Annotated in this window: 21 protein-coding genes, 1 rRNA gene, 1 pseudogene and 1 riboswitch; of the genes and pseudogenes, 16 read left to right on the top strand and 7 right to left on the bottom strand. The window is 69.6% G+C overall.

All coding sequences use genetic code 11. The features are described 5' to 3' along the window. From rrf to ACIQBL_RS21370, 11 genes and pseudogenes are all read left to right on the top strand, one after another. A 5S ribosomal RNA gene (rrf, locus tag ACIQBL_RS21420) occupies nucleotides 1-95 on the top strand; the annotation flags it as partial. A gap of 111 nt (nucleotides 96-206) precedes the next feature. Further along, nucleotides 207-815: a CDP-alcohol phosphatidyltransferase family protein gene (locus ACIQBL_RS21415; RefSeq protein ID WP_043667902.1), complete on the top strand. Its 609-nt coding sequence runs from the start codon at nucleotides 207-209 to the stop codon at nucleotides 813-815. Nucleotides 816-929: 114 nt separating this feature from the next. Further along, on the top strand, nucleotides 930-3,425 hold the full coding sequence (locus ACIQBL_RS21410) for a sugar phosphate nucleotidyltransferase (RefSeq protein ID WP_401944011.1): 2,496 nt from the start codon (nucleotides 930-932) through the stop codon (nucleotides 3,423-3,425). Nucleotides 3,426-3,592: 167 nt separating this feature from the next. Further along, on the top strand, nucleotides 3,593-4,429 hold the full coding sequence (locus ACIQBL_RS21405; RefSeq protein ID WP_401944009.1) for a DUF881 domain-containing protein: 837 nt from the start codon (nucleotides 3,593-3,595) through the stop codon (nucleotides 4,427-4,429). Further along, nucleotides 4,426-4,758, top strand: a complete 333-nt coding sequence (locus ACIQBL_RS21400) for a small basic family protein (RefSeq protein ID WP_019059351.1) — start codon at nucleotides 4,426-4,428, stop codon at nucleotides 4,756-4,758. The genes ACIQBL_RS21405 and ACIQBL_RS21400 overlap by 4 nt, the downstream gene beginning before the upstream one ends. Before the next feature lie 5 nt (nucleotides 4,759-4,763). Then, nucleotides 4,764-5,600, top strand: coding sequence for a DUF881 domain-containing protein (locus tag ACIQBL_RS21395; protein WP_401944007.1), 837 nt, complete (start codon nucleotides 4,764-4,766; stop codon nucleotides 5,598-5,600). 61 nt (nucleotides 5,601-5,661) lie between these two features. Further along, complete coding sequence (locus tag ACIQBL_RS21390; RefSeq protein ID WP_078651359.1) at nucleotides 5,662-6,543, top strand: FHA domain-containing protein; 882 nt, start codon at nucleotides 5,662-5,664, stop codon at nucleotides 6,541-6,543. Nucleotides 6,544-6,586: 43 nt separating this feature from the next. Continuing rightward, a complete protein-coding gene (locus tag ACIQBL_RS21385; RefSeq protein ID WP_401944005.1) occupies nucleotides 6,587-7,324 on the top strand; it encodes a MerR family transcriptional regulator in 738 nt (245 codons plus the stop codon). A gap of 85 nt (nucleotides 7,325-7,409) precedes the next feature. Continuing rightward, nucleotides 7,410-7,883, top strand: a complete 474-nt coding sequence (locus tag ACIQBL_RS21380; RefSeq protein WP_006123076.1) for a bifunctional nuclease family protein — start codon at nucleotides 7,410-7,412, stop codon at nucleotides 7,881-7,883. A 218-nt stretch (nucleotides 7,884-8,101) separates the two neighbouring features. Continuing rightward, nucleotides 8,102-8,746, top strand: a complete 645-nt coding sequence (locus ACIQBL_RS21375) for a MerR family transcriptional regulator (RefSeq protein ID WP_401944004.1) — start codon at nucleotides 8,102-8,104, stop codon at nucleotides 8,744-8,746. 57 nt (nucleotides 8,747-8,803) lie between these two features. Then, nucleotides 8,804-10,276 (top strand): annotated as a pseudogene (locus ACIQBL_RS21370) (DNA polymerase IV); the annotation flags it as partial. Nucleotides 10,277-10,536: 260 nt separating this feature from the next. Here the strand turns inward: ACIQBL_RS21370 and ACIQBL_RS21365 are convergent. Then, nucleotides 10,537-10,911, bottom strand: a complete 375-nt coding sequence (locus tag ACIQBL_RS21365; protein WP_043667932.1) for a PRC-barrel domain-containing protein — start codon at nucleotides 10,909-10,911, stop codon at nucleotides 10,537-10,539. Nucleotides 10,912-11,025: 114 nt separating this feature from the next. Beyond that, a riboswitch (glycine riboswitch) is annotated at nucleotides 11,026-11,121 on the top strand. 187 nt (nucleotides 11,122-11,308) lie between these two features. Between ACIQBL_RS21365 and gcvP the strand changes: the two genes are divergently transcribed. Then, a complete protein-coding gene (gcvP, locus tag ACIQBL_RS21360) occupies nucleotides 11,309-14,194 on the top strand; it encodes an aminomethyl-transferring glycine dehydrogenase (RefSeq protein ID WP_401944053.1) in 2,886 nt (961 codons plus the stop codon). A gap of 97 nt (nucleotides 14,195-14,291) precedes the next feature. Here gcvP and ACIQBL_RS21355 read toward each other — a convergent pair whose 3' ends face one another. The 3 genes from ACIQBL_RS21355 to modA are packed head-to-tail and all read right to left on the bottom strand — an operon-like array spanning nucleotide 14,292 to nucleotide 17,043. Further along, nucleotides 14,292-15,371 carry an ABC transporter ATP-binding protein gene (locus tag ACIQBL_RS21355; RefSeq protein ID WP_401944002.1) on the bottom strand — a complete coding sequence of 360 codons (1,080 nt, stop codon included), beginning with the start codon at nucleotides 15,369-15,371 and terminating at the stop codon, nucleotides 14,292-14,294. Continuing rightward, nucleotides 15,368-16,225, bottom strand: a complete 858-nt coding sequence (gene modB, locus ACIQBL_RS21350) for a molybdate ABC transporter permease subunit (protein WP_401944000.1) — start codon at nucleotides 16,223-16,225, stop codon at nucleotides 15,368-15,370. The genes ACIQBL_RS21355 and modB overlap by 4 nt, the downstream gene beginning before the upstream one ends. Next, the gene (gene modA / locus ACIQBL_RS21345) at nucleotides 16,222-17,043 is read right to left on the bottom strand and encodes a molybdate ABC transporter substrate-binding protein (RefSeq protein ID WP_401943998.1); all 822 of its coding nucleotides are present in this window, start codon (nucleotides 17,041-17,043) and stop codon (nucleotides 16,222-16,224) included. The genes modB and modA overlap by 4 nt, the downstream gene beginning before the upstream one ends. 205 nt (nucleotides 17,044-17,248) lie before the next feature. Between modA and ACIQBL_RS21340 the strand changes: the two genes are divergently transcribed. Then, entirely contained in the window at nucleotides 17,249-17,740 is a 492-nt protein-coding gene (locus tag ACIQBL_RS21340) for a molybdopterin-dependent oxidoreductase (RefSeq protein ID WP_401943996.1), read from the top strand. Here ACIQBL_RS21340 and ACIQBL_RS21335 read toward each other — a convergent pair. Next, on the bottom strand, nucleotides 17,652-20,393 hold the full coding sequence (locus ACIQBL_RS21335) for a molybdopterin-dependent oxidoreductase (protein ID WP_401943994.1): 2,742 nt from the start codon (nucleotides 20,391-20,393) through the stop codon (nucleotides 17,652-17,654). The two genes, ACIQBL_RS21340 and ACIQBL_RS21335, sit on opposite strands and share 89 nt — an antisense overlap. Further along, nucleotides 20,390-21,214 carry an FAD binding domain-containing protein gene (locus ACIQBL_RS21330; RefSeq protein WP_401943992.1) on the bottom strand — a complete coding sequence of 275 codons (825 nt, stop codon included), beginning with the start codon at nucleotides 21,212-21,214 and terminating at the stop codon, nucleotides 20,390-20,392. Before ACIQBL_RS21330 ends, ACIQBL_RS21335 begins: the two co-directional genes overlap by 4 nt. Before the next feature lie 181 nt (nucleotides 21,215-21,395). On the opposite strand from ACIQBL_RS21330, the gene ACIQBL_RS21325 reads away from it, so the two are divergent. The 3 genes from ACIQBL_RS21325 to ACIQBL_RS21315 all read left to right on the top strand — a co-directional run bounded on the left by ACIQBL_RS21325 (nucleotide 21,396) and on the right by ACIQBL_RS21315 (nucleotide 25,679). Beyond that, a complete protein-coding gene (locus ACIQBL_RS21325) occupies nucleotides 21,396-23,405 on the top strand; it encodes a helix-turn-helix domain-containing protein (protein WP_401943990.1) in 2,010 nt (669 codons plus the stop codon). Nucleotides 23,406-23,431: 26 nt separating this feature from the next. Further along, complete coding sequence (locus ACIQBL_RS21320) at nucleotides 23,432-24,367, top strand: LysR substrate-binding domain-containing protein (RefSeq protein WP_401943989.1); 936 nt, start codon at nucleotides 23,432-23,434, stop codon at nucleotides 24,365-24,367. Between the two features lie 151 nt (nucleotides 24,368-24,518). After that, on the top strand, nucleotides 24,519-25,679 hold the full coding sequence (locus ACIQBL_RS21315; RefSeq protein ID WP_401943988.1) for an NAD-dependent formate dehydrogenase: 1,161 nt from the start codon (nucleotides 24,519-24,521) through the stop codon (nucleotides 25,677-25,679). A gap of 33 nt (nucleotides 25,680-25,712) precedes the next feature. Here the strand turns inward: ACIQBL_RS21315 and ACIQBL_RS21310 are convergent, their stop codons facing one another. Beyond that, nucleotides 25,713-26,108 (bottom strand): helix-turn-helix transcriptional regulator, encoded by a 396-nt coding sequence (locus ACIQBL_RS21310; RefSeq protein WP_318015057.1) that lies wholly within the window; start codon nucleotides 26,106-26,108, stop codon nucleotides 25,713-25,715. Between the last annotated feature and the right edge of the window lie 45 nt (nucleotides 26,109-26,153).

Below are 26,153 nucleotides of genomic sequence, written 5' to 3'. Positions count from 1 at the left end.
AAACGCCCGGTTACATTCCGAACCCGGAAGCTAAGCCTTACAGCGCCGATGGTACTGCAGGGGGGACCCTGTGGGAGAGTAGGACGCCGCCGAACTCCTTTTAGAGCTCTGGCTCTTGGGCACACAGCCCAAGAGCCAGAGCTTTTTTTGCGTTGAGGTAAGGTCTGGGGGAATCATCGGCACGTTTTCCCACAGGAGGCCCCCGGGTGGAGGTCCAGGAGACCCGCGTCCAGACAGACCGGGTGCTCACCATCCCGAACATCCTCAGCATGGCGCGCCTGGTCGGCGTACCCATCTTCCTGTGGTTGATCCTCAGGCCCGAGTTCGGAGGCCCCAAGAGCGACGGCTGGGCGCTCCTGGTGCTGATGCTGAGCGGGATCAGCGACTACCTGGACGGGAAGCTCGCGCGACGCTGGAACCAGATCAGCAGCCTCGGCCGGCTTCTTGATCCGGCCGCGGACCGGCTCTACATTCTCTCGACTCTGGTCGGACTCACCTGGCGCGAGATTCTGCCAATCTGGTTGACCGCCGCGCTGCTGGCGCGAGAGCTGGTTCTCCTGGTGGTCGTGGGCATCCTCAGGCGCCACGGCTATCCGCCGTTGCAGGTGAACTTCCTGGGCAAGGCCGCCACGTTCAACCTGATGTACGCGTTCCCGTTGTTGCTGCTCAGTGACGGAAGCGGTTGGCTTCCGTCACTCGCAGCGATTTTCGGATGGGCGTTCGCAGGATGGGGTACAACGCTCTACTGGTGGGCAGGAGTCCTCTACCTGGTACAAGTCCGCCGCCTACTGCGTGCGGACGCCATGGCCGACTGACCTTGCCGATTGGGCGGTAACAGTCGCTCGATGGCCCGCTGAGCAAAAGTGCGGGACAATCTGGACTGGTGAAGTCGGCTAGACCGTCGTCTCTCAGAGGAGGACGCTTCCGACATGAAGGCCGTCGTGATGGCCGGAGGCGAAGGCACACGCCTTCGCCCCATGACCTCAAGCATGCCCAAGCCGCTGTTGCCCGTGGTCAATCGACCGATCATGGAGCACGTGCTGAGGCTGCTCAAAAGGCATGGGCTCAATGAGACCGTAGTCACCGTGCAGTTCCTGGCCTCGCTGGTCAAGAACTACTTCGGTGACGGCGAAGAGCTCGGCATGGAGCTCTCGTATGCCAATGAGGAGAAGCCACTCGGTACCGCCGGAAGCGTCAAGAACGCCGAAGAGGCGTTGAAGGACGATGCCTTCCTCGTCATCTCCGGTGATGCCCTGACCGACTTCGACCTCACCGAACTGATCAATTTCCACAAGGAAAAGGGTGCACTGGTCACGGTCTGTCTGACCCGGGTGCCCAATCCGCTGGAATTCGGTATCACCATCGTCGACGAAGAAGGAAAGGTCGAGCGTTTCCTTGAGAAACCGACCTGGGGGCAGGTCTTCTCGGACACGGTGAACACCGGAATCTATGTGATGGAGCCCGAAGTCTTCGATTACGTCGAGGCCGACGTTCCCGTCGACTGGTCCGGTGATGTCTTCCCGCAGTTGATGAAGGAAGGCAAGCCGGTCTACGGCTTTGTCGCCGAGGGCTACTGGGAGGACGTCGGCACTCACGAGAGTTATGTGAAGGCGCAGGCCGATGTCCTGGAGGGCAAGGTCGACGTCGAGATCGACGGTTTCGAGCTGTCGCCGGGTGTGTGGGTGGCCGAGGGTGCCGAGGTGCACCCCGACGCGGTTCTCCGTGGGCCGCTGTACATCGGCGACTACGCCAAGGTGGAGGCCGGCGCCGAAATCCGTGAGCACACCGTCATCGGTTCGAACGTCGTCGTGAAGACCGGGGCTTTTCTGCACAGGGCTGTCGTCCACGACAACGTGTACATCGGTCAGCACAGCAATCTGCGTGGCTGTGTCGTCGGAAAGAACACCGACATCATGCGTGCGGCCCGGATCGAGGACGGCGCGGTCATCGGTGACGAGTGCCTGATCGGTGAAGAATCGATCGTGCAGGGCAATGTGCGGGTCTACCCGTTCAAGACCATCGAAGCCGGCGCCTTCGTCAACACGTCGGTCATCTGGGAGAACAGAGGCCAGGCGCACCTCTTCGGCGCGCGCGGTGTGTCCGGGATCCTGAACGTGGAGATCACCCCGGAGCTTGTCGTGCGTCTCGCCGGTGCCTACGCCACGACGCTCAAGAAGGGGTCCACGGTCACCACGGCCCGCGACCACTCCCGAGGCGCCCGTGCGCTCAAGAGGGCGGTGATCTCCGCCCTGCAGACCAGCGCCATCGACGTACGGGACCTGGAGAACGTACCGCTGCCCGTGGCCCGGCAGCAGACCGCGCGGGGCAGTGCCGGCGGGATTATGATCCGGACCACACCCGGGGTGCCGGACTCCGTCGACATCATGTTCTTCGACAGCCAGGGCGCCGACCTCTCGCAGGGGAGTCAGCGCAAGCTGGACCGGGTGTTCGCACGGCAGGAGTACCGGCGGGCGTTCCCAGGCGAGATCGGGGACCTGCATTTCCCGGCCAGCGTCTTCGACTCGTACACCGGTTCGCTGCTGCGGAACGTCGACACGACCGGGATCGCCGACTCCGGGCTGAAGGTCGTGGTGGACGCGTCGAACGGCAGCGCCGGGCTCGTGCTGCCGAGCCTTCTGGGCAAGCTCGGAGTGGACTCACTGACGATCAATCCCGGTCTCGACGAGTCCAGGCCGACGGAGACCGCGGAGACGCGGAGGTCGGGGCTGGTGAGGCTCGGTGAGATCGTGGCGTCCGCGCGGGCCGCGTTTGGAGTGCGGTTCGACCCGGTCGGTGAGCGGCTGTCGCTCGTCGACGAGAAGGGGCGGATCGTCGAGGACGACCGGGCTCTGCTCGTGATGCTCGACCTGGTGGCCGCGGAGCGGCGCAGCGGGCGGGTGGCGCTGCCGGTCACCACCACGAGGATCGCCGAGCAGGTGGCGGCCTATCACGGGACGCAGGTCGAGTGGACGACGACCTCGCCGGACGACCTGACCAGGGTCGGGCGCGACGAGACGACCATCTTCGGCGGGGACGGCAAGGCCGGGTTCATCATCCCGGAGTTCAGCAGCGTCTTCGACGGCGCGGCAGCCTTCGTACGACTCATCGGGCTGGTGGCGCGGACACAGCTCACGCTGAGTCAGATCGACGCCCGGATTCCGCGGGCGCACGTCCTGAAGCGGGACCTGGCTACTCCCTGGGCCGTCAAGGGACTTGTGATGCGGCGGGTCGTGGAAGCGGCCGGTGATCGCTTTGTCGACACGACCGACGGTGTGCGGGTCGTGGAGACCGACGGGCGCTGGGTGATGGTGCTGCCCGATCCCGCCGAGGCGGTCACGCATCTGTGGGCCGAAGGACCCGACGACGCCTCCGCGCAGGCCCTGTTGGACGAGTGGTCGGCGGTCGTGGACAGCGCCGGACGGTAAAACGCGGACCACGCGCGCGTGCCGGACATGAGTCCCCAAGGGGGCCTGTCCGGCACGCCGGTGGGGCCATTCGGAGGTACAGGCCACCACGTGCGACGATGTGCGGCATGCCGCAGCAGCCCCCCGTTCGGAGCACACCCACGCGACCTTCGCGCCCGGACGCATCCATGTCGCTGCTCACCAACGTCATGGACCACAGCCTCGACGACGGTTACGCCGAGGCCGCCGAGCGGAAGAAGGCCGCGGGCGCGAGCGGTGTGCCGAAGACCCTCCGGGCGAAGCTCGGTCTTGCCGCCGGCCTGGTGCTGGCGGCCCTCGTCGTGACCGTGGGCGCGGCACAGGCGCGCGTGGCCGCCCCCGTGGTGGCCAAGGAGCGCCAGGAGCTGATCGACCGTATCGACAAGGAGACGACGTCGGCGGACAAGCTGGAAGGCGCTGTCGACAAGCTCCGGGACGACGTGGGCGCGCGGCAGCGGGCCGCCCTGAAGACCAGCGGCGGCAGCGGACAGGCCGATCTGGTGAGCATGTTGTCCGGGGCCACCGCGGTGCACGGCCCAGGGGTGCGACTTGTCGTCAACGACGCGAAGGAAGCTTCCTCCGGCGGGGGCGACAACCCGCGTGAGACCGCGGACTTCTCCGACACCGGGCGGGTGCGCGACCGCGACATGCAGCGGGTCGTCAACGGACTGTGGGCGGCGGGCGCTGAGGCGGTCTCCATCAACGGGCAGCGGCTGACGGCACTGTCCGCGATCAGGGCCGCGGGCGACGCGATACTGGTGGACAACAAGCCACTGGTGCCGCCCTACACGGTGCTCGCGGTGGGGGACGGCCAACGGCTGAGCACCAGGTTCCAGAACGCCGCCGACGGGCTCTATCTGCACGCCCTGGAAGACAACTACGGCATCAGGGCGACCATTTCCGTGGAGAGCGATCTCCGGCTGCCCGCCGCGCCGAGTGTGATCGTACGTACAGCACAGCCGAGAACTGAGAAGGGCACATCGTGATCGCCGTACTGGGCCTCATCGTGGGAGTGGTGGCCGGAATCCTGGTCCGGCCTGAGGTGCCGGTGGTCGTCGAGCCGTATCTGCCGATCGCCGTCGTCGCGGCGCTCGACGCAGTGTTCGGGGGGCTGCGGGCCATGCTCGACGGCATCTTCGACGACAAGGTCTTCGTGGTGTCGTTCCTGTCGAACGTGGTCGTGGCCGCGCTGATCGTGTTCCTGGGCGACAAGTTGGGCGTCGGAGCCCAGCTGTCCACGGGTGTCGTGGTCGTTCTCGGCATCCGTATCTTCTCCAACGCCGCGGCCATTCGCCGGCACGTCTTCCGGGCGTGAGGTCGATGAGCAACGAGGACGAGCAGCCGGAGAACAGGCTGCGCAGGGAACTGCCCGAAGAGGTGCCGGCGTTTGCTTCTTCGGAGGCGCCGAGTCCTGAGGAGAAGGCCGGTCCCCCTGTGACCGGTCGGCAGCGGCTGGTGCAGGGACTGTGGCCGCCCCGGGTCAGCCGGGCCCAACTCATCGTCGCCGTGCTGCTGTTCGGCCTCGGCTTCGGGCTGGCCGTGCAGGTCGCGTCGAACAGCAACAGCGACAGCGCGCTGCGTGGGGCCCGGCAGGAAGATCTTGTACGCATTCTCGATGAACTGGACGACCGTACTCAGCGTCTTGAGGACGAGAAGCAGGGTCTGCAGAAACAGCGCGACGAGCTGGAGAACAGCTCCGACCAGGCCGAGGAGGCCCGCAAGCAGACGGCCGAGAAGGAGAAGCAACTCGGCATTCTGGCGGGCACCGTGGCCGCGCAGGGACCCGGCATCACGATGACCATCGACGACACGAAGGGAACGGTCGAGGCGGACATGCTGCTCGACGCGGTCCAGGAGTTGCGCGCGGCCGGCGCGGAGGCGATCCAGGTGAACGGTGTACGGGTCGTCGCCGGCACGTATCTGACGGACTCGGGCAAGAGCGTGAGTGTCGACGGGAACAAGATCAACGCGCCCTATCGTTTCAAGGTCATCGGCAAGCCGCAGGATCTCGAACCGGCGCTCAACATCCCTGGAGGCGTGGTGCAGACTCTCGAGAAGGAGCAGGCCACCGTTACCGTCGGGCGGTCGGCCAAGATCGTCGTGGATGCCTTGCGGGCGGCGAAGCAGCCTGACTACGCTCGGTCGTCCTCCCGGTGAACCGGGGGTGCATGGGGACCGTCCGGCGAGGGCATGAGGTTGCGGGGGGTCGACGCACCGATTGGGTGGTGCGTGGTGGAAACTGTCTGGTGGATACGGACGTTGTGAGGATGTCCGGGTCAACCGGTGTGTTCAATCAGGGTTCGTCCTGCCCCACGGGCGGGTCTGTTTCGGTCAAGGGGAATCGCCCGTGAAGTTGTTTGCGAAGTTGTTCGGCAAGAGTGCGAAAGAAGGCAGCGACAGTCAGACCGCCCGCCATCGCGCCCAACCGGACGCAGAAGGCCAGCGCCCGCTGTTCCGCGATCAGGTCGGTGGCCAGGGCGCGCCGTCGGTTGACCCTGCGCAGTCCGGCGACATAGGTTTCGGGCAACCGTCAACCTCAAGTACGGGTGGAGGGTTTTCCCCTATGTCGGCCCTGGTGTGTACGAGGTGCGGTAACCGCAACGCGGAGAACAGCCGCTTCTGTTCCAACTGTGGTGCGCCGCTGCGGCCCGGCGCGACCCCGGAGCGTCCGTCCGAGACGACCTCCACCATCTCCATCTCCGGTCTCGAGGCCTACGACGCCGAGGTCACCGGCCAGACGCAGATGCCCACGCTCTCCCCGGAGGCGCAGGCCGCCGTGGACGCCCTGCCGTTGGGCTCGGCGCTCCTGGTGGTGCGCCGCGGGCCGAACTCGGGCAGCCGCTTCCTGCTGGACGGCGAGCTGACCACGGCCGGCCGTCATCCGCAGAGCGACATCTTCCTGGACGACGTCACGGTCTCGCGCCGGCATGTGGAGTTCCGGCGCGCTCCTGACGGTTCGTTCACGGTCGCCGACGTCGGCAGCCTGAACGGCACGTACGTCAACCGCGAACGCATCGACTCGGTCCCTCTGGCGAACGGTGACGAGGTGCAGATCGGCAAGTACCGGCTGGTGTTCTACGCGAGCCAGCGGGGTTACTGACCCTCCCTCGGACTGGGTCCGGGGGGATTCCCCAGGAAGGTCCATGCTTCAAACACCGAGCGGCGGTGCCGGGCACGGCACCGCCGCCGCGGACACTGGGCTGATGAGCATCGGCACGGTGCTGACCGTGCTGCGCGACGAGTTCCCCGAAGTCACCATCTCCAAGATCCGCTTCCTGGAGTCGGAGGGCCTCATCGAGCCGCAGCGGACCCCTTCCGGGTACCGCAAGTTCACCCCCGCCGACGTCGAGCGCCTCGGCCATGTCCTGAGGATGCAGCGGGACCACTATCTGCCGCTCAAGGTGATCCGTGAGCACCTCGACGCCATGGAGCGCGGGGAGGCCGCCCCGCTGCCCACCGTGGGGCGTCAGCGGGACGGGGAAATCGTCCTGGAGCCCGTGGAGGGGCCCACGGCGGCCCGCATCGGGCGCACCGAGCTGCTGGCCGCCGTAGGGATCGGTGAGGAGGAGCTCGACGAGTGGGAGTCGTACGGGCTCATCGCTCCGCTGCCGGACGGGGTTTATGACGCCGAGGCCGTCACCGTGGCGGGACTTGTCCTCGAATTGGGGCGGTTCGGGATCGAACCGCGGCATCTGCGGGTGATGAAGGCGGCGGCGGACCGTGAGGCCGGGCTCGTCGACCAGGTGGTGGCCCCGCTCAAGCGGCACCGCAATCCGCAGACGAGGGCCCACGCGGAGGCCCGTACGAAGGAGCTGGCGGGGCTCACGGTGAAGCTGCACGCCGCGCTGGTGCAGACCGCGCTCGGCACCCGCCTGCCCTGAGCCGGGCGGGCTCGCGGCTGCCTGATCGGTCACCCGTTCTCGGCCCGACTACCCAAACGTCCCGGGCACGGCCTAGGGTTGCTGTGTGAACGAGCTCGATGTCGTAGGTGTCCGGGTCGAAATGCCCTCCAACCAACCGATCGTGCTCCTGCGTGAAGTGGGAGGCGACCGCTACCTCCCCATCTGGATCGGGCCCGGGGAGGCGACGGCGATCGCCTTCGCACAGCAGGGCATGGCCCCCGCACGACCGCTGACCCACGACCTGTTCAAGGACGTGCTGGAGGCGGTCGGTCAGGAGCTGACCGAAGTGCGCATCACGGATCTGCGGGAGGGTGTCTTCTACGCGGAGCTGGTGTTCGCCAGCGGCGTCGAGGTGAGCGCCCGCCCCTCCGACGCCATAGCGCTGGCGCTGCGCACGGGGACGCCGATCTACGGCAGCGACGGCGTGCTCGACGACGCCGGCATCGCGATCCCGGACGAGCAGGAGGACGAGGTGGAGAAGTTCCGCGAGTTCCTCGACCAGATCTCGCCCGAGGACTTCGGCACCAACAGCCAGTGAGACCGGCGGCCGGGCCCAAGAAATGCTGGCATTTGCCACCGGCGTGTGAGAGCGTCCTGCGGCTCCCCGCGAGCGCATTCGGCTAGCCTTTCCCCGCGGTGGGGTACGGGAAACCACTCCTAGGGTGATTATCACTCGGCGTGCCGAGTGTGGCGATCGTTGACGCACCCCTGGTGACTGCCTACCGTCGAGAAGGCAGGTCAAGGACGGAGGTCGGCGTGAGAAGCAGCGGCGACGGTACGGCTGGGGGTGCCCCGGAACGCAGTTTCGGGGACAGTGGCCCGTACCCGCTTCATGGCAGTGCGGCCGATCACGCTCCGCATCGACCCACTGCCGTGCCGAGCAGCGGAGGGGCGACGTCCATGGCGTCCGAGCAGATCGGCTACCGGGGCCCGACGGCCTGTGCGGCGGCCGGCATCACCTATCGGCAACTGGACTACTGGGCGCGCACCGGGCTCGTGGAGCCCAGTGTGCGGCCCGCACACGGGTCGGGGACACAGCGGCTCTACAGCTTCCGGGACGTCGTCGTCCTGAAGATCGTCAAGCGGTTCCTCGACACGGGCGTGTCGCTGCAGAACATCCGCAGCGCCGTTCTGCACCTGAAGGAGTGCGACTTCCGGGACCTGGAACGCATGACGCTGATGAGCGACGGCGCCACGGTCTACGAGTGCACCTCGCCGGACGAGGTCCACGCGCTGCTCCAGGGCGGCCAGGGCGTCTTCGGGATCGCCGTGGGTGTCGTGTGGCGGGATGTCGAGAGCGCCCTGTCCCAGTTGCACGGGGAGCGTGTCGACACGGGCGAGACGCTGGTCGGGTCCAACCCCGCCGACGAGCTGGCCAGGCGGCGCAACCGGGCCGTCTGAGGGCCCGGCGGGAGCCGTAGCGGGGCATTGTCAGTGGCGTAGGGCAGCATCGGAGATGTGAGAACCGCGCCCACGATCCTGCATCTCGACATGGATGCCTTCTTCGCCTCGGCGGAGCAGGCGTCCAAGCCGAGCCTGCGCGGGAAGGCCGTCGTGGTGGGCGGGCTCGGGCCGCGCGGGGTGGTGGCCACCGCGTCGTACGAGGCACGGGTCTTCGGGGTGAACTCGGCGATGCCGATGGGGCAGGCGCGCCGGCTGGCTCCGAACGCCGCGTATCTCGTGCCGCGGTTCGGGTTCTACCGGTCGATCAGCGAGCAGGTGATGGGGCTGCTGCGGGCGTTGTCGCCGCTGGTGGAGCCGTTGAGCCTGGACGAGGCGTTCGTGGACCTGGAGGCCGGGGGAGCCGCCTGGGACGCGGACTCGGCGCGGCTGACCGGGGAGCGGCTGCGGGCCGACATACGGGCGGTCACGGGGCTCACGGGATCGGTGGGGCTCGCCGCCTCCAAGATGATCGCGAAGATCGCCTCCGAGCGGGCCAAGCCCGACGGGCTCGTGCTGATCGAGCCCGGGAGCGAGCGGGCCCTGCTGGGGCCGCTGTCGGTGCGCACGCTGCCGGGGGTCGGCCCGGCGACGGGCGACCATCTGCGGCGGGCCGGGATCACCACGGTCGACGAGATCGCCGAGGCGGGCGAGGACGAGCTCGTACGGCTGGTGGGCAAGGCGCACGGGCACGCGCTGTACGCGATGGCGCTCGCGCACGACGAGCGGCCCGTGGTGGCCGAGCGGGAGACCAAGTCGGTGTCCGTCGAGGACACGTACGACGTGGACATCCACGACCGGATCCGGGTGGGCCTGGAGGTGCAGCGGCTCGCCGACCGGTGCGTGCGGCGGCTGCGGAGCGCCGGGCTGTCGGGGCGGACCATCGTGCTGAAGGTGCGGCGGTACGACTTCTCGACGCTGACCCGGTCCGAGACGCTGCGCGGGCCCACCGACGACCCGGGAGTGGTGCGGGAGGCGGCGGCCCGGTTGCTGGACTCCGTGGACACCACGGGCGGGGTACGGCTGCTAGGGGTGGGTGTCTCCGGGCTCGCCGACTACACGCAGGAGGACCTGTTCGCGCAGGCGGCGGGGGAGCAGGCCGACCTCCTTGAGGAGGAGCACACGGAGGAGGTCGGCGAGGAGCAGGCGGCGCCCGTGGAGCGCCACTGGCCCGCGGGGCACGACGTGCACCACGCCGGGTTCGGGCACGGGTGGGTGCAGGGAAGTGGGTTGGGGCGGGTCACCGTGCGGTTTGAGACGCCTGAGGATGCGGGGCCGGGGCGGGTGCGGACGTTCCGGACCGACGATCCGGAGTTGGAGCCGGCGGAACCGTTGCCGTTGGTGGCGCGGGAGGCGGGGGAGTCGCCGGGGGTGGCTGTGCCGCCGGTCGAGCCGTTGCCGTTGGCCAGGCGAGATTCCGGTGTCGGGCCTGCCGAGACTTTGCCGTCGGCCGCGTCGGACCCCGACGTTGCGCAGGCCGAGTCGCCGCCGTCGGACGTGCGGGATTCCGGCGGCATGCCTGCTGCGCCGCCGCCGTTGGCAGTGTCGGGGCCCGACGACTCGCCCGCCGCGCCGACGCCTCCGGAGCTTCGAAGATCGGGCGACGACCCGGCCGTCGAACGGGCTCAGGTTTCGTGCGAGTCTGCCGGCTTGCCGCTGTCGTCGGTCGCGCGACCTCTCGGCGTCCCGCCCGCCGCGTCGACTGACCCGGAGACTCGACGGCCCGGTGATGACCTGCCCGCCGAGCGGCCTCAGGTGTTGTCGTCCGAGCCTGCCAGTTTGCCGAAGTCGTGGTCCGGGAGGGACGGGGGTGGGGCCACGTCGAGGCCGTAGTGGTGGTAGAGCTGGAGTTCCTGGTCGGGGGAGAGGTGGCGGCCGACTCCGAAGTCGGGGGCGTCCTTGATCAGGGAGCGGTCGAAGGGGATGTGGAGGGTGCCTTCGATCAGTTCGCTGGGCTCCAGGGGGACGAAGGCGTCTCTGGAGAACAGGCCGGTGCGTATGGCCGCCCACTCCGGAACGCCGGTCGCGTCGTCGAGGTAGACCTCGTCGATCGTGCCGATCTTGGCGCCGGTGCGGTCGAACGCCTTGCGGCCGATCAGGTTGCGCGGATCGATATCGGTCTGCACGGGCCCTCCTCCTGGTCGCAACTCATCCGTAAGCACTACAAAAGAGCACATTGGAGAAGGTGGCCACTCGAAAGCTCGGCTTCAACGCTCGCTGGTAGGCTGGCAAGCGGCTGCTGACCCCGTGCGGGAGAGTCCTCCAGACTTCATCGGAGGCGCCGAAGGAGCAAATCCTCCCCGGAATCTCTCAGGCTCACGTACCGCACGGACGAGGTCACTCTGGAAAGCAGGGCGCGTGTCGTCGATGGTGTCGACGGCTCGCGCTCTCACCGACGGTGAAAACCGGTGACCTTCGGGTGGCCGGTGAAGCTCTCAGGTTGAGATGACAGAGGGGGAGGCCGTCCGGCACCCCGATGTCGTGGTGCCCTCGAAGGTCGTGTCCGACCAGGAGGCCTCCCTCATGACCACCCCTCGCCCTTCGCTCTCCGAGCTCGAACAGGGCATCCCGTTCGAGCAGCGCCACATCGGACCCGACCAGGAAGCGCGGGCCAAGATGCTCGCGCAGGTCGGCTACGGCTCGCTCGACGAGCTGACGGCCGCCGCGGTCCCGGATGTGATCAAGAACGCCGACTCCCTGGACCTGCCGGGCGCCCGCACCGAGGCCGAGGTGCTGGCCGAGCTGCGCTCCCTCGCGGACCGCAACGAAGTCCTTGGTTCCATGATCGGGCTCGGGTACTACGGGACCTTCACCCCGCCCGTGATCCTGCGCAATGTCATGGAGAATCCGGCTTGGTACACGGCCTACACGCCGTACCAGCCGGAGATCTCCCAGGGGCGGCTCGAAGCCCTGCTGAACTTCCAGACCATGGTCGCCGACCTGACCGGGCTGCCGACCTCCGGCGCCTCCCTGCTCGACGAGGGAACCGCCGCCGCGGAAGCCGTGGCGCTGTCGCGGCGCATGGGCAAGAACAAGAAGGGGCTGTTCCTGGTCGACGCGGACGCGTTGCCGCAGACCATCGCCGTGATCGAGACCCGTGCCGAGCCGGCCGGCGTCGAGGTCGTCGTCGCCGACCTCAGCGAGGGCATCCCGGCCGACATCGCCGAGCGTGAGATCAACGGCGTGCTCGTGCAGTACCCGGGCGCCTCCGGTGCCGTACGCGACATCAAGCCGCTGATCGAGCAGGCGCACGCGCTCGGCGCCCTCGTCACCGTCGCCGCCGATCTGCTCGCGCTCACGCTGCTGAAGTCGCCGGGTGAGCTGGGGGCGGACATCGCGGTCGGTACGACGCAGCGCTTCGGGGTGCCGATGGGCTTCGGCGGGCCGCACGCCGGATACATGGCCGTGCGCGAGAAGTTCGCGCGCAGCCTGCCCGGGCGACTCGTGGGCGTGTCCGTCGACGCCGACGGACACAAGGCCTACCGCCTCGCCCTGCAGACCCGCGAGCAGCACATCCGCCGCGAGAAGGCCACCAGCAACATCTGTACCGCTCAGGTGCTGCTCGCCGTCATGGCCGGGATGTACGCGGTCTACCACGGGCCCGAGGGGCTCAAGGGCATCGCGCGGCGGACGCACCGGTACGCCACGATCCTTGCCGCCGGGCTCACCGCCGGCGGTGTCGAGGTCGTGCACGGCGGTTACTTCGACACGCTGACCGCGCGCGTTCCGGGCCGGGCCGCCGAGGTCGTCGCCGCCGCCCGCGAGGACGGGGTCAACCTGTGTCTCGTGGACGCGGACCAGGTGTCGATCGCCTGCGACGAGACCACCACCCGTGCCCAACTGGCCGCCGTATGGGCCGCGTTCGGGGTGGCTGGTGACGTTGAGGCGCTTGACGCCTCCGCCGCGGACACGCTGCCCGAGGGCCTGCTGCGTACCGACGCCTACCTCACGCACCCCGTCTTCCGGGACCACCGTTCCGAGACCGCGATGCTGCGGTACCTGCGCAGGCTCGCGGACCGGGACTACGCGCTCGACCGCGGCATGATCCCACTCGGCTCCTGCACCATGAAGCTCAACGCGACCACCGAGATGGAGCCGGTCACCTGGCCCGAGTTCGGGCAGCTGCACCCCTTCGCGCCCGCCGAGCAGGCGGGGGGATACCTCACACTCATCCGGGAGTTGGAGGAACGGCTGGCCGAGGTCACCGGGTACGACAAGGTGTCGTTGCAGCCGAATGCCGGTTCGCAGGGGGAGTTGGCCGGGCTGCTTGCGGTTCGCGGGTATCACCGGGCCAACGGGGACGAGCAGCGGACTGTCTGCCTCATTCCGTCGTCCGCGCACGGCACCAACGCCGCGAGCGCCGTGATGGCCGGCATGAAGGTCGTCGTCGTGAAGACCGCCGAGGACGGCGAGATCGACGTCGAGGATCTGCGGGCGAAGATCGAGCAGTACCGCGACGAGTTGTCGGTACTGATGATCACCTACCCGTCCACGCACGGGGTGTTCGAGGAGCACGTCGCCGACATCTGCGCGCAGGTGCACGAGGCGGGCGGACAGGTCTACGTCGACGGCGCCAACCTCAACGCCCTTGTGGGGCTTGCGAAGCCGGGGCATTTCGGTGGTGACGTCTCGCATCTGAATCTGCACAAGACGTTCTGCATTCCGCACGGCGGTGGCGGTCCGGGGGTCGGGCCGGTTGGCGTGCGTGCGCACCTGGCGCCGTATCTGCCGAACCACCCGTTGCAGCCTGCGGCCGGGCCTGAGACGGGAGTGGGGCCGATCTCGGCCGCTCCGTGGGGTTCCGCCGGGATCCTGCCGATCTCTTGGGCGTACGTCCGGCTCATGGGTGGCGAGGGGCTCAAGCGGGCCACGCAGGTGGCGGTTCTCAGCGCCAACTACATTGCCAAGCGCCTTGAGCCGCATTACCCGGTGCTCTACACCGGGCCCGGCGGGCTCGTCGCGCACGAGTGCATCATCGATCTGCGGCCGATCAGCAAGGCGACCGGTGTCACCGTCGACGACATCGCCAAGCGGCTCATCGACTACGGCTTCCACGCGCCGACGATGTCGTTCCCGGTGGCCGGGACGCTGATGATCGAGCCGACCGAGTCCGAGGACCTGATCGAACTGGATCGGTTCTGCGAGGCGATGATCGCGATTCGGGGGGAGATCGAGAAGGTCGGGGCGGGGGAGTGGGCGGCCGAGGACAACCCGTTGCGGAACGCGCCGCATACCGCTGCCGCGCTGGGTGGGGAGTGGGAGCACGCGTATTCGCGTGAGGAGGCTGTCTTCCCGGCCGGTGTTTCCGTTGCCGACAAGTACTGGCCGCCGGTGCGGCGGATCGACCAGGCGTTTGGTGACCGGAACCTGGTTTGTTCCTGCCCGCCGTTGGATGCGTACGAGGACTGAGGTCGCGTTTTGGCTGCTGGTCCGTTGTGGCTGGTCGCGCCCGCGCGGCGGAGCCGCAAATCGATACAGCCCCGCGCCCCTTTCGGGGCGCTGTAGCTCAGGTTGGGTATGAGTGGGTCTGGGTTGCCTTGACGGCGGCCCAGACCGACGCGCCCTGGTGTAGGTCCAGTTCGGCTGCTGCCGGTGTCGTCAGGTCTGATGTCAGGGGGAGTTCGCCGGTCAGGTCTACGCGGATCTGGTCGCCGTGGGTTTCCAGGCCCGCTACCTCGCAGTGCCAGAGGTTGCGGGCGCTGGCGCCAACGGGGCGGTCGCGGAAGAGAGTTACCGCGCTGGGTGGGAACGCCACGAACACCTCGCCCTGGAGGTCCTCCGTGGTGGTGATCGCGGGGCCGGTGTCGAGGGTGACCGTGTGGCCGTCGGCTCGGCCCTTGTAGAGGTTGAGGCCGACTAGTTGGGCGATGTAGTCCGTGCGTGGGTGGCGGGCGATGTCGGCGGGGGTGCCCTCCTGGACGATCGTGCCCTGCTCGATCACGACCAGCCGGTCGGCCAACACCATGGCGTCCAGCGGGTCGTGTGTGACCAGGACGGCCACCGCCTCGAACTCGGCGAGGTGGCGGCGGAGTTGCGCCCGTACGTCGAGACGGGTTCGGGCGTCAAGGGCGGCGAGGGGTTCGTCCAGGAGCAGGAGTCGCGGGTGGGTCGCCAACGCCCTTGCCACGGCGACGCGTTGGGCCTGGCCGCCGGAGAGGCTGCGGGGCTTGGCGCCGGCGTGCTCGGCGAGACCCATGCGGTCCAGCCACTCGGCGGCCACCGCGCGGGACTCCGCCTTGGTCGCGCCCTGGCAGCGCGGGCCGAACGCCACGTTGTCGAGGGCGGTGAGGTGCGGGAAGAGGAGATAGTCATGGAAGACGACGCCTACGGGGCGGGATTCCGGGGGCGTGCGGTCCAACTCGGCGCCGTCCAGCCGTAGGTGACCATCCGTCAAGTCGGCCAGGCCCGCCAGGGCGCGTAGCGCTGTGGTCTTGCCGGCGCCGTTGGGGCCGAGGAGGGCGACTACGTCGCCGGGGGCGGCGGTCAGCTCCACGTCGAGGCGGAAGGTGCCGCGGTCCACGACGAGACGGGCGTCGAGGCCCTTGTCGCCCGTGGCTTCGGTGTCGGTCGTGCGGGGGTCGCTCATGATGTGGTCATCCAGCGGTCCCGGAGCCCCGCCAGGACCGCGATCGACACGGCCAGGAGGACCAGGCTCAACGCGATCGCCGCCTCGGGGTCGTTCTGCAGGGCGAGGTAGACCGCGAGCGGCATTGTCTGGGTGCGGCCGGGGAAGTTGCCGGCGAAAGTGATCGTCGCGCCGAACTCGCCCAAGGCACGGGCCCAGGCGAGGACCGCGCCGGCCGCGATGCCGGGGGCGATCAGGGGGAGTGTGACTCGGCGGAATGCCGTGAAGCGGGAGGCGCCGAGGGTTTGGGCCGCCTCCTCGTAGCGGGGGTCGGCGGCGCGCAGGGTGCCCTCCACGCTGATGACCAGGAACGGCATCGCCACGAACGACTCCGCGATCACGACGCCGGTCGTGGTGAAGGGGAGGGTGATGCCGAACCAGGAGTCCAGCCACTGGCCCACGACTCCGTTGCGGCCGAGAGCCAGGAGGAGCGCTACGCCTCCTACCACCGGGGGCAGGACCAGCGGGAGTGTCACCAGGGCCCGGACGAAGCCGCGGCCGGGGAACTCCGTGCGGGCCAGGACCCAGGCCAGCGGTACGCCCAGGACCAGGCACACAGCCGTCGCCGCGGTCGCGCTGAGGAGGGACAGTTGGAGTGCTTGCCAGACTTCCGTGCTGGTCAGCCGGCTCGGCAGAGAGCGCCACGGGGCCCGTACGAGAAGGGCGAGCAGGGGCAGGAGCAGGAACGCCAGGCCTACGAGTGCGGGGAGCAGGAGGGGGAGCGGTACCCCGCGGCCTGTCGTCCGGACACGGCGACGCCGCGGCCCGCCCTTCAGGGTCTGGGCCGCGGCGTCGGAGGTGTCGAGCCGGGTCACGGCTTGAGGAAGCCCGCCGCGGACAGCACCTTCTGGCCCTCGGCGGACTGCACGAGCGCGATGAACGCCTTGGCGGCGACGGCGTTCGGCGCGTTCTTGAGGAGGGTGATCGGGTAGTCGTTGATGGCTCCGGCGGACTCGGGGAACTCCACGCCCTCCACCTTGCTGCCGGCGGCGTGTACGTCGGTCTTGTAGACGACCGCCGCGTCGGCCTCCTTCAACACCACCTTGTTGAGGGCGGACTTGACGTCCTCCTCGTACGACACCGGGGTGAGCTTCAACTTGCTTGCCGTCAGTGCCTTTTGGGCGGCGGCACCGCACGGCACCGTCTTGTCGCACAGGACGACCTTGAGCGAGGACTTGGTGAGGTCCTTCAGGGAGGCGATCTTGTCGGGGTTGCCCGGCAGGGTGGCGATCTCCAACTGGTTGCGCACGAACGTCGCCGGAGTGCCGACGCCGTCGCCCTTGTCCGTGACGATCGCCATGGTCTTGGGGCTCGCCGCGGCGAACACGTCGGCCGGGGCGCCGCTGGTGATGCTCGCGGCGAGGGTGTCGCTGCCGGCGAAGTTGAAGGCGACCTTGGTGCCCGGGTGGGCCGCCTCGAACTCCTTGCCCAGGGTCGTGAAGGACTCCTTGAGCGAGGCGGCGGCGAAGACGGTGACCGTGCCGGACATCTTCGGGGACGCGGACGCCGAGGAGCCGGACTTCGTGGAGGACGAGTCGTCGCTGGAGGAGCAGGCGCTCAGGGCCAGCAGCGCGGCGGCTCCCGCCCCGGCAACCTGCAGGGTCCGGCGGGTCCGACGCGCGGAACGGGTCATCACGGTTCTACTCCTCTGATTCTGCTGATATGGGGTCGTCGCGCCCTTGCCCGGCCGCAACAGCCGTGCCGCGATGATACTGCCGCATATGCAAGGCATTAGTCTCCTGTCGCATCGCATGAGCTGCGCTATTCGCTTGCGGGGTGCGCATGTGCGTTTGTACGGGACCGTCCTCCGGGTACCACATTCCGGGAGGTGATGGCTCGTGACGCTCGCGCAGCTCGACCTGACGGGGGACCTCGCCCGACCCGCCCGGCTGACGGTGCCGGACCTGTTCAACTGGCCGCTGCACCGGGTGCGGGTCAGCTTCGAGTGCGCCACCAGCGGCACCCAGGTCCACCGCTTCGCCGGACCCCGGCTCTACGACGTCCTGTCCTCGGCCGGCCCCGGCTTCGACCCCGTCCGCCGCAAGGACCGGCTGCGTTTCCTCATCGCGGTCAGCGGTACGGACGGGCACCACGCGCTGTTGTCCTGGGCCGAGATCGACCCCGACTTCGCTCATGCCCCTGTTCTGCTCGCCGTGAGCATCGACGACACCCCGCTCGACCGTGCCGGACCGCAACTGGTGCTTCCGCAGGACCGTTGCGGGGCCCGGCACATCAGTGGGATCAGCGCGATACGGGTGGACGGGGGGTACGGCGCGGCGAGTCGGCCAGTGCCAGCCACACCCGGTCGCGGGTCAGCGGAAGTTCGGTGAAGCGGACGCCCGTCGCGTCCCGCAGGGCGTTGGCGAAGGCGGGTGCGACCGGGTTGAAGGGGCTCTCGCTCATCGACTTGGCGCCCAACGGGCCGATGGTGTCCGCCGTTTCCATGAAATGGACCTCGGTGCGCGGCACGTCCGCGTACTGCGGGAGCCGGTAACGGCGGAACGCGGCCGTCTCCACCGCCCCGTGCTCGTCGATGCGGACGTTCTCGAAGAGGGTCGCGCCGAGCGCCTGGGCGACCCCGCCCTCCACCTGGCCCCGGCACTGCATCGGGTTCATCACCTTGCCCGCGTCGGCCGCGTGCACACTGCGCAGGATGCGGATCTCGCCCGTGTCCGGGTCCACGGCGACCCTGAACCACTGCGCGTTGAAGGCCACCGAACGCGGGGTGCCGCCGAAGTGCCCGTCGGCGGTGAACTCCATCCCGGCCGCCGCACCCGCCGCGTGCAGCTCCTTCAGGGTGAGACGGCCGTCCGGGTGCAGTATCGCCTCCTCCGCCAACCGGCAGTCCGCGCGCGGGACTTGCAGATGGGCGGCGGCGAAGTCGAGCAGCTGGTCGGCGAGGGCGCGGGCCGCGCGCAGGGTGGCCTTGCCCGCCACCACCGTTCCCGTGGAGGCGAAGGCGCCCGTGTCGTGCCGGACGACATCAGTGTCGGACTGGCGGACGGTGATCCGGTCGACGGTGGTGGCGAGTTCGCCGGCCGCGATCTGGCGATGGACCGTGGTCGTGCCGTTGCCGAACTCGGCTGTGCCCACGGCGAGATCGAAGCCGCCGTCGGGGAGGAGGCTCGCCTTCGCGTCGGCGATGTGGCCGCCGGGCGGGCCCGTCGCGATCATCGCCAGGGCCGCTCCTTCGCCCACCAGCCAGCCGTCAGGAGCCGCGTCCCAGGGCTCGGCCTGCGCGCGGCGCACGATCGACACGCACTGGTCGAGGCCGTAGCTCGCGATGTGCAGGTCCTCCTCCTCGACGCCGGGGGAGAGCATCGGCTCGTCCGGGCCGATGATGTTCTTCTCCTTGAACTCCAGCGGGTCCAGGTCGAGTTGACGGGCGAGTTCGTCGAGGGCCGACTCCACGGCGAACATCACCTGGCCGAGGCCGTAGCCGCGGAAGGCGCCCGCCGGGACGGTGTGCGTGTAGACGGAGTAGGCGTCGACCTTCTTGTGCGGGGCGCGGTAGACGGCCATGGACTCGCCGACGCTGTGGAACATGACGGCGGGGCCGTGGTTGCCGTAGGCGCCGGTGTTGGAGACAACTCGTAGCTGGAGCGCGGTGAGTTGGCCGTCCCGGCGGGCGCCCACCTTCACGTTGACCGTGAACGGGTGGCGGGTGGTCGCGCCGTGGAACTGTTCGGCGCGGGTGTACTCCAGTTTCACCGGGCGGCGCAGGCGCAGGACCGCGAGGGCCACGATGTCCTCGACGAGCATCTCCTGCTTGCCGCCGAAGCCCCCGCCGACCCGGCCCGCGATGACCCGCACCTGCTCCTCGGGGAGGTCGTACAGCGCGCACAGGGCGCGGCGGGTGAGGAACGGGGTCTGTGAACTGGTGCGTACCGTCAGCCTGTTGTCCTCGTCGAACCAGGCCACCGCGCCGTGCGTCTCCAGGCTGGCGTGCTGGACGCGTTGGGTGCGGTAGGTGTCCTCGTAGACGGCGTCGGCATCCGCGAAGCCCGTCTCGACGCTGCCGATCTCGCCGTGTGCCTCGCCGACCACGTTGTTCTGCGGGCGTGAGATCCGGGCCGTGGCAGCGTCCTTGTCGTGGACCACCGGTGCGCCGGGGCGCATGGCCTCCTCCGGGTCGAGGACTGCGGGCAGGGGGTCGTAGGTCACCTCGATCCGCCGGCAGCCTTCCTCGGCGGCGGCCTCGCTGTCGGCGACCACGGCGGCTACGCGTTGGCCGATGTAGCGGATGGTGTCGTCCAGGACGCGGGTGTCGTCCGGGTCCTCCGTGGGGTGTTCGTGGCGGGCGGTGGAGAAGTGCCGTTCCGGGGCGTCGTCGTGGGTGAACACGGCGTGCACGCCCGGGACTTGGAGTGCCGCCGTGGTGTCGATGGCGGTGATGCGGGCGTGGGCGTGCGGGGAACGCAGGAGCTTCATGTGGAGCAGGTCGGGGATGTCGACGTCGAAGGTGTAGCGGGCGGTGCCGGTGACGACCTGGGGTCCTGCGGGGGCGGGGAGGTTGCGGCCGACGGCCTCGCCCGCGTCGGGGGCTTCGGCGTGGCACACCCCGCGTACCGCGTCCTCGATGGCGCGGTAGCCGGTGCAGCGGCAGAGGTTGCCCTTGAACGCCCGGGGGAGGTCGGTGAGTTGGTCCTCGTCCAAGGCGGCCGTCGTCATCAGGAAGCCGGCCGTGCAGAAGCCGCACTGGAAACCCTGCGCGTCCAGGAACTTCCGCTGTACCGGGTGGAGTTCGCCGTCCTCGGCGGCCAGGCCCTCGACCGTGGTGACGGCGCGGCCGTCGGCGCGGAAGGCCGGGTAGAGGCAGCTGTGCACCGGCTCGCCGTCCACGTGGACCGTGCAGGCGCCGCAGTCGCCCGCGTCGCAGCCCTTCTTCACGCCGAACCAGCCGCGCTCGCGGAGGTAGGTGCGCAGGCACTGACCCGGGCGGGGTTCTTCGGCGACGGAGCGGCCGTTGATCTCGATCTTCATGCTGCCGTCTCTCCCAGCTCCCGGCGGATCTCCTCCGCGTAGTGGAACGTCATGTGCGCCCGCCACTCGGGCAGTCCGTGGATGTCGTCGAACCATTCGTCGTCGGCGACGGCGGAGGCGATCGCGGTGCGCAGTTCCTCGGCCGTGGGCAGCAGTGGGAAGCACAGGCGGAACGGGCGGACCGTCGAGGCGGTGACCGTCAGCGCGAGTGAGCCGTCGAGTGGGTCCAGGGCGCCGATGACCAGGACTCCGGAGCGGCCGAGGCCGTAGAGGGACGCCTGGCGGAACGCCGTACGGCAGGCGAGTGCGCGGGCCGGCAGGGTGATCGAGCGGAGGAGTTCGCCGTCGGCCAGGTTCTTGCGGCCCGCGCCGGTCACGAAGTCGACGACGGGGATGCGGCGGTGTGTGCCGTCCTGGGCCAGGAGCAGGCACTCGCCGTCCAGGGCGGCGGTGAGGGAGATCATCGGGCCTGCGGGCAGGGCGTTGCAAAGGTTGCCGCCGACCGTCGCCATGTTCCAGATCTTGAAGGAGGCGAGGAAGGCGCGGCAGCACTGTTCGAAGAGCGGGGCCGCCGCCTCGGCCGTCAACTCCTTCGCGAAACGGGAGAGTTGGGCGATCGTGCAGGTGGCGGCGATCTCCAGGGAGCCGTCCGGGAGCCGTTCGACGGGGGTCCAGCCGGTGCGGCTCAGGTCCACCAGGCGGCGCAGGTGCGGTTGCGGCTCGGAGAAGAGGTACGTGCCGCCGCCGAGCCAGGCGTCGCCCGGCCGCCAGGGTGTCGGCTGCCGGGCGTCGAGGATCTCGGCCACCGTGTTCAGGTCCATGACCGCCAGTGAAGCAACGCGGACCGGCTCGGGACGACTGGTTCACAGCACGGAAACACCGACGTTCCAGAACGTCACCCTGGAGGATCAACCAAGAGGCGTTTCGGTCGATTGGTCTTGCACTTACCATGCGATCACTCGTGTTCACCTGGCGAATGCGAGATGCGAGGAGTCGGAACCCATGTACGTCGAACACCTCCTTCAGGACGAGTCCCTCGGCCTGCGCCTGCTGTGGGCCGAGGACGGCCAGCTGGCCCGGGAGATCAGCGGAGTGACCGTGACCGACCTGGAGGACCCCGCGCGGTTCGTGCGGCGGGACGAGGTGGTGCTCAGTGGGCTGGTGTGGTGGTCCGCCGAGGACGGGCCCGGACGAGCGGAACGATTCGTCTCCGCGTTGCGGGGTGCGGGGGCCGCCGTGCTGCTCGCCGGGGAGGAGACACACGGCTCGGTGCCGGACGACCTTGTCGAGGCGTGTGTGCGGCACGGGGTGCCGGTGGCCGCCGTACCGGCGCACATCATGTTCCGCGCGATCACCGACACCGTGTACTTGGGGCGGTGGGGCGAGCTGAGCCGCCGGCACGCGCTGCCGGAGAACGTGCGGGGGCGGCTGAGCCGGATGGCCGCGCAGGGTGCGGGGCCGGAGGCGATCGTGGCGACGGCCTTCGCGCATCTCGAACGGGCCGTGGCCTACGTCCTCACGCCCTCCGGGCGTACGGTCGCGGCGACGGCGGGTGCGCCCGCGATACCGGCGCGGGAGGCGGCCGTGCTCCTGGCGGAGTCCGTGCCCGTCGACGCCGACGGGGTCTCGCCGTACGAGCGCTGGCATCTCTACCTCCCCGACCCCGACGACGCACCGCCGCGCATGGTGCACGAACTGGCCTCGGTGCTGGGGCACTGCCAGGAGGCGCGGGTCCGATCGCGGGCCGACGAGCGGCAGACGGCGGACGAGTTGGGGGCGTTGCTCGCGGTGCCGGGTGTCGATGGCGCGGCTGTGGTGGCGGCGTTGCGGGCGTGCGGGCTGCCGGAGGAGGGGCCGTATCGCGTGCTGGTCGCGGAGACCGGGGGGCGGCGGGCGGGGCTGGCCGAGGGGGCGTTGGCCGAGGTGGTCGCGCATGTGGTGCGGGGGGTGGGTGCTGCGGGGCGGGCGGCGGAGGGCGCGGTTGTCGCGGGGGCTCCGGGTCGGGCGGGGGACGAGACCGCGTCGTCGCGTGGGCGGGCGGGGGCGGGGAGGTTGCCGGACGGCACGGCTGTCGGAAGGGTCGCGCGGCGGTCGGCGGAGAGCGGGGCGGTTGCGGGTGGGGCGGATGGGGTTGCGGGAGCGGTGCCGGTGCCGGTGCCGGTGCCCGTGCCTGTGCCGGGGGCGAGGGCTGGGCGATCGTCGGACGGCGCGGTCGGCGCGGGCGCTGCGGGGCGATTGCTGGACGGTGCTCCGGTTGTGGGGGCTGGAGGATGGTCGCCGACCGGCGTGGCTGTCGCGGGGGCTGGTGAGCGGATGGCGGACCGTACTCCGGTCGCGGGGGCTGGGACGCGGTCGTCGAACGGCGCGGCAGTCGCGGAGACGGGTGAGCGGGTGTCGCACGGCAGGGCCGTCGCGGGGGACGGTGAACGGGCGGCGGGCGGTACCGGGGTCGCCGAGGGGCTGTTGTCGGGTGTCGGTGCCGTAGGGCGGTTGCCGGACGGTACCGCGTTCGCTGTTGTCACCCGGGGTGAGGTCGGCGCGCTCCACGAGGTGTGGGCGCTCGTTGCCGGTGCCGAAGCCGGCGTGCCGCTCTACGGTGGGACCGGGGCGCCCGTCGGTGCGGCGAAGGATCTCAACGGGGCGTTGGCGCAGGCGCGTTACGCGTTGGCCTCGGCGCGCAGTACCGCGTGTGATGGGTCGGCGCTCACCGACGCCTCTACGCTCACGGGACTCGACGCGCTGCTCACCGGTGTTCCGGCGGAGGTCCGTACCGCCTACAGCCGGACCGTTCTCGGCCAACTGCGGTCCAACGCCGTCCTGTTGGAGACCATGGAGACCTTCCTGGCCTGTGACGGCTCCTGGGCGCGGACCGCGGAGGCCCTGCATCTGCACGTCAACACCGTGCACTACCGCATCGGACGCATCGAGCACTTCACCGGCCGCGACCTCTCCCGCCTCTACGACCGGCTCGACCTGTGGGCCGCCCTGTTGTGCCGGACGGAAGCGGCTTAGCCTGCACGTTCCAGGGGAGGTTGGGCATGCTGCTGCGTCAGCTGGAGTACCTCGTCGCGCTCGCCCGTGAGCGGCACTTCGCGCGCGCCGCGGCGGCCTGCTTTGTCTCGCAGCCCTCGCTGTCGGCCGCGATCCGGCGCCTGGAGCACGAGTTGGACGTGCCGATCGTGCGGAGAGGCAGACGGTACGAGGGGCTGACGCCGGAGGGCGAGGTCGTGCTGGCCTGGGCGCACCGCATCCTGGCCGAACGGGACGCGCTGCACCAGGAGTTGTCAGCGCTGCGCGGTGGACTGACGGGTACGCTGCGACTCGGTGTGGTGCCCACCGCGCTGCCCGCCGCCTCCCTCCTCACCACCCCGTTCTGCGAACGGCATTCCCGGGCCCGGGTCGCCCTGGAGTCCCTCTCGTCCGTCGACATCACCCACGGACTCGCCGAGTTCGAGCTGGACGCGGCGATGACGTACCTGGACGACGAGACCCTGAAGAACGTCCGTCGTCTCCCGCTCTACGAGGAGCGGTACGTCCTTCTGACCCCCGTCGACGGGCCGCTCGCCGGTGTCGGCACGGTCAGTTGGGCCCAGGCGGCGACCCTTCCCCTCTGTCTGCTCAACTCGCGGATGCGCAACCGCCGCATCATCGACGAGTGTTTCGCCGCCGAGGGGGCGACGGCCGCCCCGGCGGTCGAGTCGGACAGTGTCGCCGGGCTCTACACGCTGCTGCCGGGCGGACGCTGGTCGAGCGTGATCTCGCACGCGTGGCTGCACATGTTCGACGTACCGGAAGGGATGCGGGTGGTGCCGCTGAACGGGCCCGCGCACGGGCCCCGGGTCGGACTGGTCGTCGCCCGCAGCGAACCCCAATCGGTGCTGGCGGAGGCCCTGTTGAAGGTGGCGAGGGAGGCGGGCGTACGCGACGCGCTCGACGAACTCCTGCACACCTACCTCGGCGGCGACGGACGCTGAGCGGCCGCTGATAGGAGCGGGCTATGTCGGCATAGCGACGTTCGCTTTGACCAGGGCGATTCACCCCGAGGATCGTGAAGTGCGTCTTCCGGCAACGCGGAGTTCTTCCGGCAACGGAGTTCTTCCGACAATGGAGTTGAGGAGCCGCGACATGGCCAAGGTTCTCTGTGTCCTGTACGACGACCCGACCGACGGATACCCGACCTCGTACGCCCGCGACGACCTGCCCGTGATCGACCACTACCCGGGCGGCCAGACCACCCCCACCCCCGAGGCGGTCGACTTCACCCCCGGTCACCTCCTCGGCAGCGTCTCCGGTGAACTCGGCCTGCGCGCCTATCTGGAGGCCGCCGGGCACACCCTCGTCGTCACCTCCGACAAGGACGGCGAGGGCTCGGTCTTCGACCGGGAACTGGTCGACGCGGACATCGTGATCTCGCAGCCGTTCTGGCCCGCGTACCTCACGCCGGAGCGGATCGCCGCCGCCAAGAACCTCAAGCTCGCCGTCACCGCCGGCATCGGCTCCGACCACGTCGACCTCGACGCCGCGATCTCCCACGGCGTGACGGTCGCCGAAGTGACGTACTGCAACAGCATCAGCGTCGCCGAACACGTCGTGATGATGACGCTGTCCCTCGTGCGCAACTACCTGCCGTCCCACCAGGTCGTGCTCGACGGCGGCTGGAACATCGCGGACTGCGTGGCCCGTTCGTACGACCTCGAAGGCATGCACGTCGGCACGGTCGCCGCCGGGCGGATCGGGCTCGCGGTGCTGCGGCGGCTCGCGCCCTTCGACGTGAAGCTGCACTACACCGACCGGCACCGGCTGCCCGCGGACGTGGAGCGGGAGTTGGGGCTGACCTGGCACGAGAGCGCCGAGGACATGGTGCCGCACTGCGACGTCGTGACGATCAACGCGCCGCTGCACCCCGAGACGGAGGGGCTGTTCGGCGACAAGCTGTTCGCGCAGATGAAGCGCGGCGCGTATCTCATCAACACCGCGCGGGCGAAGATCGTCGACCGGGACGCCGTCGACCGGGCCCTGCGCAGTGGGCAGTTGGCGGGATACGCAGGTGACGTGTGGTTCCCGCAGCCCGCTCCGGCGGACCACCCGTGGCGCACGATGCCGCACCACGGGATGACCCCGCACATCTCCGGCTCGTCGCTGTCGGCGCAGGCCCGGTACGCGGCGGGCACCCGGGAGATCCTGGAGGCCCACTTCGCCGGGCGGCCGATCCGGGACGAGTACCTGATCGTGGACGGGGGCGCGCTGGCCGGTACCGGCGCGCACTCCTACTCGGTCAGCAAGTAGTGCCGCGGTGACGGACGGGGGTCGCCGCTCGCCTCACACCCGGTCGATGTGCACGTTCGTCGACTTCACGCGGGCGGTGGCCTCCATGCCGACCTCCAGGCCGAGTTCCTCGACGGCCTCCCGGGTCAGCAGGGAGACCAGCCGGTGCGGGCCCGCCTGGATCTCGACCTGGGCCGCGACGTCGCCGAGCTTGATCGCGGTGACGATGCCGGGGAACGCGTTGCGCACCGAGGTGTAGGAGGGGTCCTCCTCGACACCGCCCGCCTTCGCCAACTCGACCGAGAACGCGGCCAGATCGACCCCGTCGATGAGCCGGCGCCCGCCCTCGTCGCGGTGGGTCGTCACCCGGCCCGCGTCCGCCCACCGGCGCGCGGTGTCCGGACTCACGCCGAGCAGCCGCGCCGCCTGGCCGATTGTGTAGGACTGCATACGCGCCACCCTAGGGGCAGAAACGGAAGTCGGTGGACGGGGGGT

Source organism: Streptomyces sp. NPDC088350 (assembly GCF_044753545.1).
Lineage (GTDB): Bacteria > Actinomycetota > Actinomycetes > Streptomycetales > Streptomycetaceae > Streptomyces.
The sequence above is the reverse complement of the archived record's forward strand: the minus strand, read 5'-3'. Positions and strand labels throughout refer to the sequence as shown.